Source organism: Pseudomonas sp. NFIX49 (genome assembly GCF_900115915.1).
Taxonomy (GTDB): domain Bacteria; phylum Pseudomonadota; class Gammaproteobacteria; order Pseudomonadales; family Pseudomonadaceae; genus Aquipseudomonas; species Aquipseudomonas pharyngis.
Map to the genome: position 1 here is coordinate 44,131 of NZ_FOYE01000001.1, position 13,130 is coordinate 57,260.

Annotated in this window: 10 protein-coding genes; 8 read left to right on the forward strand and 2 right to left on the reverse strand. The window is 60.6% G+C overall.

Annotated features, from left to right (window positions below; genetic code table 11):
• Nucleotides 1–291 precede the first annotated feature (291 nt).
• From BMZ46_RS00255 to BMZ46_RS00275, 5 genes are all read left to right on the forward strand, one after another.
• Complete coding sequence (locus BMZ46_RS00255) at nucleotides 292–2,181, forward strand: DUF1302 domain-containing protein (protein WP_039766283.1); 1,890 nt, start codon at nucleotides 292–294, stop codon at nucleotides 2,179–2,181.
• A 27-nt stretch (nucleotides 2,182–2,208) separates the two neighbouring features.
• Nucleotides 2,209–3,573, forward strand: coding sequence for a DUF1329 domain-containing protein (locus BMZ46_RS00260; RefSeq protein ID WP_039766281.1), 1,365 nt, complete (start codon nucleotides 2,209–2,211; stop codon nucleotides 3,571–3,573).
• Nucleotides 3,574–3,760: 187 nt separating this feature from the next.
• Entirely contained in the window at nucleotides 3,761–6,496 is a 2,736-nt protein-coding gene (locus tag BMZ46_RS00265) for a winged helix-turn-helix domain-containing protein (protein WP_039766279.1), read from the forward strand.
• A gap of 101 nt (nucleotides 6,497–6,597) precedes the next feature.
• On the forward strand, nucleotides 6,598–7,242 hold the full coding sequence (locus tag BMZ46_RS00270) for an MBL fold metallo-hydrolase (protein ID WP_074690994.1): 645 nt from the start codon (nucleotides 6,598–6,600) through the stop codon (nucleotides 7,240–7,242).
• Nucleotides 7,243–7,356: 114 nt separating this feature from the next.
• Nucleotides 7,357–8,088, forward strand: coding sequence for a YiaD family glycine zipper/OmpA-like lipoprotein (locus BMZ46_RS00275; protein ID WP_007956806.1), 732 nt, complete (start codon nucleotides 7,357–7,359; stop codon nucleotides 8,086–8,088).
• Between the two features lie 67 nt (nucleotides 8,089–8,155).
• Here BMZ46_RS00275 and BMZ46_RS00280 read toward each other — a convergent pair whose 3' ends face one another.
• On the reverse strand, nucleotides 8,156–8,590 hold the full coding sequence (locus BMZ46_RS00280; protein WP_039766275.1) for a Z-ring associated ZapG family protein: 435 nt from the start codon (nucleotides 8,588–8,590) through the stop codon (nucleotides 8,156–8,158).
• A 144-nt stretch (nucleotides 8,591–8,734) separates the two neighbouring features.
• On the opposite strand from BMZ46_RS00280, the gene BMZ46_RS00285 reads away from it, so the two are divergent.
• The 3 genes from BMZ46_RS00285 (at nucleotide 8,735) to zapE (ending at nucleotide 11,929) form a co-directional block, all read left to right on the forward strand.
• On the forward strand, nucleotides 8,735–9,364 hold the full coding sequence (locus tag BMZ46_RS00285; RefSeq protein WP_039766397.1) for an alpha/beta hydrolase: 630 nt from the start codon (nucleotides 8,735–8,737) through the stop codon (nucleotides 9,362–9,364).
• Nucleotides 9,365–9,388: 24 nt separating this feature from the next.
• Complete coding sequence (locus tag BMZ46_RS00290) at nucleotides 9,389–10,744, forward strand: tryptophan--tRNA ligase (protein WP_074690995.1); 1,356 nt, start codon at nucleotides 9,389–9,391, stop codon at nucleotides 10,742–10,744.
• A gap of 90 nt (nucleotides 10,745–10,834) precedes the next feature.
• Nucleotides 10,835–11,929, forward strand: coding sequence for a cell division protein ZapE (zapE, locus tag BMZ46_RS00295; RefSeq protein ID WP_039766273.1), 1,095 nt, complete (start codon nucleotides 10,835–10,837; stop codon nucleotides 11,927–11,929).
• Between the two features lie 62 nt (nucleotides 11,930–11,991).
• Here the strand turns inward: zapE and BMZ46_RS00300 are convergent, their stop codons facing one another.
• Complete coding sequence (locus BMZ46_RS00300) at nucleotides 11,992–12,888, reverse strand: GlxA family transcriptional regulator (RefSeq protein WP_170844884.1); 897 nt, start codon at nucleotides 12,886–12,888, stop codon at nucleotides 11,992–11,994.
• Nucleotides 12,889–13,130 lie beyond the last annotated feature (242 nt).

Consider the following 13,130-nt stretch of genomic DNA (forward strand, 5'->3'; position numbering starts at 1 on the left):
AGCGCTTGGCTTGTGAAATTCGAATTTTCAGCCATCCTTGCCGTGCCGACATGTGTCGGACTGGCGAAAGGACTGTTCCAGAGTGGCCGGCAGCTGCAAATCACACTTTAGAGGGATCAAGCAGTACCACCTGCTGGCTATAGTCCGCTCAAGGATTTTTAAGAACGGGGCACACGCACAAACGGGGCGATGCAACATTGAAGCGATTTCGGGAAGCCTCTGGCACCCGGTCCTTCAGGCGTTTTTAAAAGTACTCACTGCCATAACAATAATGCACATGGAGTAGCGTCGATGACCTCAGTAAACCAGTTCTGGCGCCGGGCAAAGCTGCCTCTGGCCGTCAGTCTTGCTTCTTCGCTCGCCGGGCCCGCATTCGGCGTCAGTTTCAACGTCGGTGAAATCGAAGGCCAGTTCGACTCCTCCCTGTCGATCGGTGCCAGCTGGTCCACCCAGAGCCCGAACAAGAACCTCATCGGCGTCAACAACGGCGGTCACGGTCTGTCCCAGACTTCCGACGACGGCCATGCCAATTTCAAGAGCGGCGAAACCTTCTCGAAGATCTTCAAGGGCATCCATGACCTCGAACTGAAATACGGCGACACCGGCGTGTTCGTCCGAGGCAAATACTGGTACGACTTCGAACTGAAGGACGAGAGCCGCGAGTTCAAGGACATCAGCGACAGCAACCGCAAGGAAGGCGCCAAGTCCGCCGGCGGTCAGATCCTCGACGCCTTCGTCTACCACAACTACGCGATTGCCGATCAGCCGGGCTCCGTGCGTCTGGGCAAACAGGTGGTGAGCTGGGGTGAAAGTACCTTCATCGGCGGCGGCATCAACTCGATCAACCCGATCGACGTTTCCGCTTTCCGTCGTCCGGGCGCCGAGATCAAGGAAGGCCTGATCCCGGTCAACATGTTCTACGTGTCCCAGAGCCTGACCGACAACCTGTCGGCCGAAGCCTTCTATCAGCTGGAGTGGGACCAGACCGTCGTCGACAACTGCGGTACGTTCTTCTCCCAGCCGGACATCATTGCCGACGGTTGCACCGACAACCTGCGGGTGCTGAACAAGCGCTCGCAGATCCCGGCCATTGCCCTGGGGCCATTGGCGGCCAACGGCGTCAACGTCAATGAAGAAGGCGTGCTGGTGCCGCGCGGCGGCGATCGCGATGCGCGCGACAGCGGCCAGTGGGGCGCGTCCCTCAAGTACATGTTCGAACCGCTGGACACCGAATTCGGTGCCTATTTCATGAACTACCACAGCCGGGCGCCGATCTTCAGTGCCACCGGTGCGCCGCAGTCGGTGTACAACACCGTAGCCGCATTGCCAGGCCCGTTTCAGGCGCTCGGGCCACTGTTGGTCGCGGGCAACTCGAAGTACTTCGTCGAATACCCTGAAGACATCCGCCTCTACGGTCTGAGCTTCTCCACCACCTTGCCTACCGGTACGGCGTGGAGCGGTGAGATCAGCTATCGCCCGAATGCACCGGTGCAACTGAACTCCACCGACATCCTGTTCGCCGGCGTGCGTCCGCTGGGTGGCCCTTACGCCAACGCATCGCTGCTCAATGGCGTGCCGGGTCAGGATCTGCATGGCTACGAGCGCAAGGAAATCACTCAACTGCAAACCACCTTCACGCACTTCTTCGATCAGGTCATGGGCGCCAGCCGTCTGACCCTCGTGGGTGAAGTGGGCATGACTTACGTGGGCGGCCTCGAAAGCCGATCCGACAAGCGCTATGGCCGCGATCCGGTCTATGGCCCGGGCGAGCTGCCAGCCACCGGTACCACCAATACCTGCGTCAACATCCTCAACAACGGCACCATCAACGGCGCCGGACCAGGTTCGCCGCAGAACAACCGCAGCCGCAATTGCGACAACGACGGTTTCACCACGTCGATGTCCTGGGGCTACCGCGGCCGTGCGATCTGGGAATACAACGATGTCTTCGCCGGTGTGAACCTCAAGCCGAACGTGGCCTGGTCCCACGACGTCAGCGGCTACTCGCCAGGCCCTGGCGGCAACTTCGAGGAAGGTCGCAAGGCCGTCAGTCTGGGCGTCGATGCCGAGTATCAGAACACCTACACCGCGAGCCTGGCGTACACCAACTTCTTCGACGGCAAGTACACCACCGTGGATGACCGCGATTTCGTGGCGCTCAGCCTCGGCGTGAACTTCTAAGCACTGCATTTCAGGACGAACGAATTTATGAAAATAACAAAGAGTCTGTTCCACGCCGGTGTTCTGAGCCTGTCGCTGCTGGCGACCGGCGTCATGGCGGCGGTGCCTGCCGCCGAAGCGGACAAGCTGGGCAAGAGCCTGACCCCGATGGGCGCCGAAATGGCCGGTAACGCCGACGGTTCGATCCCGGCCTGGAAACCGATGCCGAAGAATGCCGGCACCGTCGACAGCAAAGGCTTCCTGTCCGATCCGTACGCCAGTGAGAAACCGCTGTTCACCATCACCAAGCAGAACGTCGATCAGTACAAGGCCAAGCTCGCGCCGGGCCAGTACGCGATGTTCCAGCGCTATCCCGACACCTTCAAGATGCCGGTCTATCCGTCCCATCGCGGTGCCACCGTGCCGGATGCCGTGTTCGCAGCCATCAAGAAGAACGCCACCACCACGACCCTGGTGTCGGGCGGCAACGGCCTGGAAAACTTCGATACCGCCGTGCCATTCCCGATTCCGAAAACCGGTGTGGAAGTCATCTGGAACCACATCACCCGCTATCGCGGCGGCAGCGTGACGCGTCTGGTGACCCAGGCCACGCCGCAACCGAACGGCTCGTTCAGTCTGGTGTACTTCCAGGATCAGTTCGTGTTCCGCGACAAGATGAAGGATTACGATCCGGCGAACCCGGGCAACATCCTGTTCTACTTCAAGCAGAAAGTGACCGCGCCGGCACGTCTGGCCGGTGGCGTGCTGCTGGTGCACGAAACCCTCGACCAGGTGAAGGAACCGCGTTCGGCGTGGGTCTACAACGCCGGTCAGCGTCGTGTGCGTCGCGCACCGCAAGTGTCGTATGACGGCCCGGGTACTGCGGCGGATGGCCTGCGTACTTCCGACAACCTGGACATGTTCAACGGCGCACCGGATCGCTACGACTGGAAACTGGTGGGCAAGCAGGAGATGTACATCGCCTCCGACAGCTACAAGCTCGACGATCCGAAACTCAAGTACACCGACATCATCAAGGCCGGGCACATCAACCAGGATCTGGCGCGTTATGAACTGCGTCGCGTCTGGCACGTGACCGCGACCCTGAAGGAAGGTCAGCGTCACATCTACGCCAAGCGTGACTTCTTCATCGACGAAGACACCTGGCAAGCCGCTGTCATCGACCACTACGACGGTCGTGGCCAACTGTGGCGCGTCGCCGAAGCGCACGCCGAGAACTACTACGACAAGCAAGTGCCGTGGTATGCCCTGGAAACCCTCTACGATCTGCAATCCGGCCGTTATCTGGCGCTGGGCATGAAGAACGAAGAGAAGTCGGCGTATGACTTCGGCTTCACCGCCACCACCAGCGACTTCACCCCGGCCGCCCTGCGTCAGGATGGTGTTCGCTAAGCTCCTGTAAATCGAGGCCGCATCCTCGTGAAAACGCCCCGACTGGTTCGGGGCGTTTTTTTTGCTATCAGTTTTTCCGTAGGCTTTTTGTAGCCATTTGTAGCAACGACCTTCATAACCGCTCCGTTTAAGGCTAGTCTGCGGACATCTGCTACGCCGCCAACAGCCATACGAACAAGAGCCGGCCATGACTGATCTGTCCCCACTTCCGGGTCCCGCAAGCGTTGCCGTCGCGGCACTGGACGGGCGTTTTTTTCGCCCGCCGCTACCCGATGGCTACGTGCTGCGACCCCGTTTGTGCGAGCGCCTGAGTGCGGGGCTCGGAGGGCGCCTGTTGCTGGTCAGCGCTCCGGCCGGTTTTGGCAAGAGTTCGCTGGCGGTGGAGTTCTGCCAGAGTTTGCCGGCGCACTGGCAAAGTCTGTGGCTGGGCCTGAGCGCTCGCGACAGTGACCCGGGACGCTTCCTCGAGCGCTTGCTCGAGGGCCTGCAGGACTACTTTCCCGAACTCGGCAGCCGCGCACTCGGTTTGTTGAAAATGCGCCAGCGTCATCAGCCGTTCGCCTTCGAAGAATGGCTCGACGGCTTGCTCGATGAGCTGGCACTGCACCTGCTGCCGACCTCGCCGCTGCTGCTGGTACTCGACGATTACCACCTCGCCCAAGGGCCGGTCCTCGATCGTTGCTTGCAATTTTTCCTCAACCATTTGCCCGATGGTCTGCTGGTCATGGTCACCAGTCGGCAGCGCCCGGACTGGCACCTGGCCCGTCTGCGGCTGTCGCGCCAGTTGCTGGAGCTGCACGAGCAGGATCTGCGCCTGACCCACGATGAGGCCCTCACGTTACTCGATCGCCACAGCAGCTCCTTGCGCGGCGAAGCCCTGGAAAACCTGATCCAGCGCAGTGAGGGCTGGGTGGCGGGGTTGCGTTTCTGGTTGCTGGCGATTTCTGAAGCAGGTACCGAATCGGCGTTGCCGCAGGCTTTGAACGGCGGGGAAGGGCTGATCCGTGAATACCTGCTGGAGGAAGTCATCGACTGCCTGCCCGCCGAGGTGCAGGCGTTTCTTTATGACACCGCACCGCAGGAGCGCTTTTGCAGCGAGCTTTGCGATGCTGTGCGCGAAGCCCACGACAGTGCCGAAATCCTGCGTTTCCTGCTGGCGCATCAGGTGTTTCTGGTGCCGCTGGACGAGCACGGTCATTGGTATCGCTATCACCATCTGTTTTCCGATCTGTTGCGCAGTCGGCCGATCACCCGGGCGATAGTCCCGGCCGCCACGCTGCACTTGCGCGCGTGCCGCTGGTTCAATGCCCAGGGCCTGCTGGATGAAGCGGTGGAGCAGGCCCTGCGCGCGGGGCATCTGGATGTCGCAGCCAATCTGGTACAGAACCTGTCCGAGGAACAACTGCTGGCCGAGCAGAACGTCGGCATGCTGCTGCGCTGGAAAATGGACTTGCCTGACAGCCTGCTGATCAGCACCCCGCGCCTGATCGTGTTGTACAGCTGGGCGTTGGGGCTGGCCTGTCAACTCGACGCGGCCGAAGAACTTGCCAGTCACCTGAGCCGGTTTCTGCCGGCGCCATCGGCAACCGCCCAGAAGTCGATGCTCGCCCAATGGCTGGCGCTCAAAGGCATCATCGCCCGTGGACGGGGCCATCGCGAGCAGACCATCGAGTATTGCAGCGAGGCACTGGAAAGCCTGCCGGCCAAGCGTTACGGTCAGCGCCTGATGTGTCTGTCGACCCTGTCCAATCTTGCGATTGCCGATGGTGATCTGTGGCGTGCACGGGGCTTGAACCGTGAGTCGCTCGAACTGGCGCAGCGCGTCGGCAATCCCTTGTTCGAGGCGCTGGCGCACTATGATCGTGCCCGCGTCCTGCAGGCGCGCGGCGAAATCCTGCGCGCGCTCGATGAAGTGCACCAAGGGCTGGAGCGCCTGCGCGGATTGTCCGCACAGCGTTTGTACGCCGTGCGTGCGCGACTGACGCTGTATGAGGGTTTTCTGCTGGCCATGCGGCTGCAGCCGCAGGCGGCAAGGACGCGATTGCAGGCGGGTCTGACTGAAGCAAGGGCCTGTCGTGACATCAGCGTGCTGATCGGCCATTGCGTGATCGCCCGTCTGGACGGAAACAATGGAGATTTCGCCAAGGCCTTCGCCGAGCTGGCTGAGGCCGAACGTCTTATGCATATCTGGGACGTGCCGCCAATCTACTACCTGGCGATGATCACCCTGGTCAAATGCGAACTGTGGCTGGCCCAAGGGCGCATCGATCTGGCCGAAGCGTGGCTGGCGCGACTGGGCCAGACCTACACCGGTGAACGCGCGGCGGCACCGCCGGAATTTCATCCACAGCTGCCGCTGCACGTCGAACTGCAACAGGCGTTGCTGGACGTCATACAGGGGCAACCGATGCTCGCCGAAGGGCGATTGAACGTGCTGCTGGAGAACGGCCAGCAAACCGGACGGCAACTGCTCAGCGTGATGGCACTGACGCAAAAAGTGGCGTTGCTGCTGGCAGCCGGACGCGAGCCTGAAGCGCGCAAGGCGTTGAGTCAGGCACTGGAAGCTGCGTCCGGGGGCGTCCTGCAGCCTTTCGATGTGCTGGTCAAAGAGCATGCTGACTGGTTGCGCGGGCAACTGTCACTGACTGCACCGACAGCTGCCGGTCAGCAATTGCTGGAACATTTCCCCCAAGCGCCGGCTCGCCCTGCAGCGGAATCCACGACGACCGAATCGCTCAGCAGCCGTGAGCTCGCCGTCCTGAGGTTGATCGCGCAGGGCTGTTCGAACCAGGAAATCAGCGATCAGCTTTTCATCTCGCTGCACACCGTAAAAACCCATGCCAGTCACATCAACAGCAAGCTGGGTGTGGAACGGCGTACGCAGGCGGTGGCGCGGGCGAAAGAGCTGGGGGTGTTGAACTGAATCTGCTGTTTTGCGCTGTGTCGGCATCCTGCGAGCCAACAACGTAAAATGGCGGAAATCGGCCTCTGCGCGTTGTCTTCAATTTCTGTTCAGGATCCCCCATGACCGCTGCAAATCCCGCGCTCATCCGCGAAACCTTTCCCGTCGGCCCGCTCCAGTGCAACTGCACGATCATCGGTGACCCAGTTACCAAAAAAGCCATCGTCGTCGACCCGGGCGGCAACCCTGACCTGATCATGGCCCGGCTCGATGCTCTGGGCCTGAAAGTGGTCAGCATCATCCACACCCACGCGCACCTCGATCACTTCCTGGCGTCCGGGCAAATGAAAGAAAAGACCGGCGCGACCTTGCACCTGCACAAAGAGGATCAGTTCCTGTGGGACAACCTCGAGATGCAATGCCAGATGTTCGGCGTGCCCTACACCCCGGTGCCGTCACCGGATCGCTGGTTGAGCGACGACGAGGAGCTGGCCTGCGGCTGTGGCGTGGCGCTGCACACACCGGGGCATACGCCAGGTTCCATGAGCTTCTGGTTTTCCGAGGCTAAGCTGTTGATAGCCGGCGACACGTTGTTTCGTCGCGGAGTAGGGCGCACGGATTTGTGGGGCGGCGATCAGGCGACCATCGTGCGATCGATCAAGCAGCGGCTGTATACCCTGGATGAAGACGCGACCGTTGTGGCCGGGCATGGTCCGGATACGCGTCTGGGGGATGAAATGCGCGAGAACCCGTTTGTGCGTGCCTAAACATTTTGTCACGGGTGCCCAGTGGAATTTTTGTGCATTGTCATGATCCAACGCCCGCACGGGCCAGTTGCCAATGTCCGCTGCACCACAGAATGCAAAATGTAGGAGCACTCCATGTTCACCACGCGTCGTTTGATTATTGTCGCTACTGCCGTGGCCGTTTTGTCCGGCTGCGCCTCGCCCAACCCGTATGACAATCAGGGTCAGGCCGACGGTGGCTCCCAGGGCATGAGCAAAACCGCCAAATACGGTGGCCTCGGTGCTTTGGCCGGCGCGCTGGCCGGTGCCGCCATCGACCACAACAACCGCGGCAAGGGTGCGCTGATTGGCGCGGCCGTGGTCGGTGCCTCGGCCGCCGGTTACGGCTACTACGCCGACCAGCAGGAGAAAAAACTGCGCGCCAGCATGGCCAATACCGGGGTTGAAGTGCAGCGTCAGGGCGACCAGATCAAGCTGATCATGCCGGGCAACATCACGTTCGCCACCGATTCGGCGAACATCGCTTCCAGCTTCTATCAGCCGCTGAACAACCTGGCCAACTCGCTCAAAGAGTTCAACCAGAACCAGATCGAAATCGTCGGCTACACCGACAGCACCGGCAGCCGTCAGCACAACATGGACCTGTCCCAGCGTCGTGCGCAGAGCGTGGCCACCTACCTGACTTCGCAAGGCGTCAGCGGTGCCAACCTGAGCGCCCGCGGTGCCGGCCCGGATAATCCGATTGCCAGCAATGGTGACGTCAACGGCCGGGCGCAGAACCGCCGCGTCGAGGTCAACCTCAAGGCGATCCCGGGCCAGCAGTACGGTGGTCAGCAACAACCGGGCACGGTTCAGCAGTACCCGTAACCGTCAGGTACAAAAAAGCCCCCGGACAAGTGATTGTCCGGGGGCTTTTTGCTGGCGCGAAGGCTGATTACTTCTTCAGGCCGTAATGCTCATCAAGCATGCCCGGCGAGTTCGGGGTCTTCGGCGCGTAGTCACGCGGCGGTTCCTGATCCCGTGGTGGCGTCAGGCGTTCCCGTGGAGCCTGTGCTGCTTCGGAATGCAGCGAGGCCAGCAGACGCTGACGAGTCTGCTCGTCCAGGGCCAGGCGGTTGGCGCCCTCGGCGAGGTGATCCTGCACTTCCTGATAGCTCTGGGTCAGTTTCTTGACCAGATTGGCGGTGCTGTTGAAGTGGGTTACCACTTCGTTCTGATAACTGTCGAAACGTTCCTGAATATCGTCCAGTTGACGCTGTGTGCGGCTTGGCGCGGCGTTCGGCGCAACGCGAGCGATCAGGAAACCAATGGCGACACCCACAACCAGGGCAAGAGTCGGTAACAACCAAACTAAGAGCGAGTGTTCCACGAGTCCTTCCTCTATAAACGGCTTTGCTTTACGTTAACGGCTCGAACCTGCGCTGTATACCGCGATTCACTCGCAATAGACTGGCACAGACAATTTGCTAGACGAGTCGACCCGATCCGAGGTCACGGAGTTCCTTCCTTGCTGATGCGTGAAACCCCTGTAGTGATTGATGGCCCGGTGGGTCAACTTGAGAGCCTTTACCTCGACAACGAGCAGCCACGCGGCATCGCGTTGATCTGCCACCCCAACCCGGTGCAGGGCGGCACCATGCTCAACAAGGTCGTCTCGACCCTGCAGCGCACAGCACGCGACGCCGGCCTGATCACCTTGCGTTTCAACTATCGCGGCGTCGGTGCCAGCGAAGGCTCCCATGACATGGGCACCGGTGAAGTCGATGACGCCCAGGCCGCTGCCGCCTGGTTGCTGGAAAAGCATCCGGATCTGCCGCTGACCCTGTTCGGTTTCTCCTTCGGCGGATTTGTTGCAGCAAGTCTCGGCGGCCGTCTCGAAGCCCAAGGCATTCAGCTCAAGCATCTGTTCATGGTCGCGCCGGCGGTGATGCGCCTGAGCGAGCAGGATCAACTGCCGCAGCAGGGCGAGTTGACCGTGATCCAGCCGGAAACCGACGAAGTGATCGATCCGCAGCTGGTCTACGACTGGTCTGACAAACTCCAGCGCCCCCATGAGCTGCTGAAAGTGGCAGAATGCGGACACTTTTTTCATGGCAAGCTGACCGATCTCAAGGATCTGATCCTGCCGCGTCTCTCGAATTGATTGCAGTCTGACAAGCGATTACCCATGACGAACCGTACCCGCATCCTCACCGGCATCACCACCACCGGCACCCCGCACCTGGGCAACTACGCCGGCGCCATCCGCCCGGCGATTCTCGCCAGCCGCGACAGTAATGCCGATTCGTTCTACTTCCTGGCCGACTATCACGCCCTGATCAAGTGCGATGACCCGCTGCGCATCCAGCGCTCGCGTCTGGAAATCGCCGCGACCTGGCTGGCCGGTGGCCTGGATGTGGATCGCGTGACGTTCTACCGTCAGTCCGACATCCCGGAAATCCCCGAGCTGACCTGGCTGCTGACCTGCGTCGCCGCCAAGGGCCTGCTCAACCGCGCCCATGCTTACAAGGCTTCGGTGGACAAGAATGTCGAGACCGGCGAAGACCCGGATGCCGGCATCACGATGGGTTTGTACAGCTATCCGGTACTGATGGCGGCGGACATTCTGATGTTCAACGCGCACAAGGTGCCGGTCGGTCGCGATCAGATCCAGCACGTGGAAATGGCCCGTGATATCGGCCAGCGTTTCAACCACCTGTTTGGCCAGGGCAAGGAATTCTTCACCATGCCTGAAGCGCTGATCGAGGAAAGTGTGGCCACGTTGCCGGGCCTGGACGGTCGCAAGATGTCCAAGAGCTACGACAACACCATCCCGCTGTTCACCAGCGCCAAGGACATGAAGGACGCGATTTCACGGATCGTTACCGACTCCCGTGCGCCAGGCGAAGCGAAAGATCCGGACAACTCGCACCTGTTCACCCTGTTCCAGGCGTTCGCCACACCGGCGCAGGCTGACGAGTTCCGCAGCGAGCTGCTGGGCGGTCTGGGTTGGGGCGAGGCGAAGAACCGTCTGTTCCAGTTGCTCGACAACGAGCTGGGCGAATCCCGCGAGCGTTATCACCAGTTGATCGAACGTCCGGCAGATCTGGAAGACATCCTGCAACACGGCGCCAAAAAGGCCCGTGCGGTGGCGACGCCGTTCCTCAACGAGCTGCGCGAAGCGGTCGGCCTGCGCTCCTTCGTCAATCAGGTTCAGGTGGCCGCGACCACCAAGAAGAAAGCCGCGAAAGCCGCACGTTTCGTCAGCTTCCGTGAAGACGACGGCAGCTTCCGTTTCCGTCTGCTGGCGGCTGACGGCGAGCAACTGCTGTTGTCGCGCAACTTCGCCGACGGTAAAACCGCCGGTCAGGTGACCAAGCAGCTGCAATCGGGTCAGGCGCTGGATGTACGTAGCGAAGACCTGGGCTTCAGCGTGTGGCTGGAAGGCGAGTGCGTCGGCGACAGCCCGGCGTTCGCCGACGTGGCTGCGCGGGATGCGGCTGTCGAGGCGTTGCGGATCGCTCTGACACCGGTTCAGGAATAATCAACGGGCCGGCCCGACCAAGGGCCGATTGCCATTCCCACGGGCCATCGCTACAGTGACGGCCCGTTTTTGTTGCCTTGCTAACGAATTATGACGCCCCTAGAACGATATCAAGCTGATCTGAAACGCCCGGACTTCTTCCATGATGCGGCGCAGGAAACTGCCGTGCGTCATCTGCAACGCCTGTACGACGATCTGATCGCGGCCGAGCAGAACAAGCCGGGTTTGCTGGGCAAGCTGTTTGGCAAAAAGGATCAGACGCCGGTCAAGGGTCTGTATTTCTGGGGCGGCGTGGGTCGCGGCAAGACTTACCTGGTGGACACCTTCTTCGAAGCGCTGCCATTCAAGGAAAAGACCCGTACCCACTTCCACCGCTTCATGAAGCGCGTGCACGAAGAGATGAAAACCCTCGGCGGCGAGAAAAACCCGCTGACCATCATCGCCAAGCGCTTCGCGACCGAATCACGGGTCATCTGCTTCGATGAATTCTTCGTCTCCGACATCACCGACGCCATGATCCTCGGCACGCTGATGGAAGAACTGTTCAAGAACGGCGTGACCCTGGTCGCCACTTCGAACATCGTGCCGGACGGCCTGTACAAGGACGGGCTGCAACGCGCGCGCTTCCTGCCGGCCATCGCGCTGATCAAGCAGAACACCGAAATCGTCAACGTCGACAGCGGCGTCGACTACCGTCTGCGCCATCTCGAACAAGCGGAACTCTTCCACTTCCCGCTCGACGAAGCTGCTCACGAAAGCCTGCGCAAGAGCTTCAAGGCACTGACTCCGGAATGTACGGCGGCAGTGGAAAACGATGTGCTGATCATCGAGAACCGCGAAATCCGTGCCCTGCGCACTTGCGACGACGTGGCCTGGTTCGACTTCCGCGAACTGTGCGACGGCCCGCGCAGCCAGAACGACTACATCGAGCTGGGCAAGATCTTCCACGCCGTGCTGCTCAGTGGCGTGGAGCAGATGAGCGTCACCACTGACGACATTGCCCGACGCTTCATCAACATGGTCGACGAGTTCTACGACCGTAACGTCAAACTGATCATTTCTGCCGAAGTCGAGTTGAAAGACCTGTACACCGGCGGACGTCTGACGTTCGAGTTCCAGCGTACCCTCAGCCGTCTGCTGGAGATGCAATCCCACGAATTCCTGTCGCGGGCACACAAACCTTAAGCGGATTCGGCAAACAAAAAGGGCCTGCAGATGCAGGCCCTTTTTTGTGTCTGGTCGAATCGTCAGGCAGCTTGCTGGAACTGCTGTCGGTACTGGTTCGGCGACAGTTCGGTGTGCTGGCGGAACAGCCGTGCGAAGAAGCTCGCATCGTCGTAGCCGACTTCGTAGCTGATGGTCTTGATGCTCTTGCGACTGCCGGAGAGCAAGCCCTTGGCGGTCTCGATGCGCAGCCGTTGCAAATAGTGCAGCGGCTTGTCACCGGTGGCGGTCTGGAAGCGGCGCATGAAGTTGCGGATGCTCATGCCGTGCTCGCGTGCCACGTCTTCGAAGCGGAACTTGTCGGCGAAATGCTCTTCGAGCCAGTGCTGGATCTGCAGGATGATCACATCCTGATGCAGCTTCTGTCCGCCGAAACCAATGCGGCCCGGTGCATAACTGCGCTGCACTTCATAGAGAATGTCGCGAGCTACTGCCTGGGCCACATTGGCGCCGCAGAAGCGCTCGATCAGGTAAATGTAGAGATCGCAGGCCGAGGTGGTGCCGCCGGCGCAATACAGGTTATCGGCGTCGGTCAGGTGCTTGTCCTGATTGAGATAGACCTGCGGAAAACGCTCGGCGAAGGCATTGAAAAAGCGCCAGTAGGTGGTCGCTTCCTTGCCGTTGAGCAACCCGGCTTCGGCCAGCCAGAACACCCCGGTGGCCTCGCCGCAGAGCACTGCGCCCCGGGCATGCTGTTCGCGCAGCCACGGCAGGATCTGGGGATAACGCTGGCACAGGGTATCGAAATCGTCCCAGAAGGCCGGAAGGATGATGACGTCGGCGTTTTCCAGGCCGCCGTCCACCGGCATGATCACGTCACTGAAGCTGTTCACTGGTTTGCCGTCGGGGCTGACCAGGCGGGTTTCGAACGCCGGAGTCAGGCCGTGGCCCAGTTGTTTGCCGTAACGCAGGCTGGCCAGGTGGAAGAAATCCTTGGCCTGCATGAGGGTGGAAGCGAAAACCCGGTCGATCGCCAGGATGCTGACGCGCCGCAAGGGCGTGGAGACTTGCTTGGACATAATTCAACTTTTGTTTTTATAAGGGAAAGTGGTCACCAGACGGCTGGATCGTCTTATTTTTTGTCGGATGTGTCCAGTGTCCTGTATCGGAAGCGAGGCTTAGTCTCTGAAGGTCTGATCCCTCAAACAATAAAGAAAAGGTG

Bases quoted from the DNA above. Each gene is read 5' to 3' on its own strand.
- BMZ46_RS00265 (WP_039766279.1), top strand. From the start codon at position 3,761: ATGACTGATCTGTCCCCACTTCCGGGTCCCGCAAGCGTTGCCGTCGCG.
- BMZ46_RS00260 (WP_039766281.1), top strand. From the start codon at position 2,209: ATGAAAATAACAAAGAGTCTGTTCCACGCCGGTGTTCTGAGCCTGTCG.
- BMZ46_RS00255 (WP_039766283.1), top strand. From the start codon at position 292: ATGACCTCAGTAAACCAGTTCTGGCGCCGGGCAAAGCTGCCTCTGGCC.
- zapE (WP_039766273.1), top strand. From the start codon at position 10,835: ATGACGCCCCTAGAACGATATCAAGCTGATCTGAAACGCCCGGACTTC.
- BMZ46_RS00270 (WP_074690994.1), top strand. From the start codon at position 6,598: ATGACCGCTGCAAATCCCGCGCTCATCCGCGAAACCTTTCCCGTCGGC.
- BMZ46_RS00275 (WP_007956806.1), top strand. From the start codon at position 7,357: ATGTTCACCACGCGTCGTTTGATTATTGTCGCTACTGCCGTGGCCGTT.
- BMZ46_RS00285 (WP_039766397.1), top strand. From the start codon at position 8,735: ATGCGTGAAACCCCTGTAGTGATTGATGGCCCGGTGGGTCAACTTGAG.
- BMZ46_RS00290 (WP_074690995.1), top strand. From the start codon at position 9,389: ATGACGAACCGTACCCGCATCCTCACCGGCATCACCACCACCGGCACC.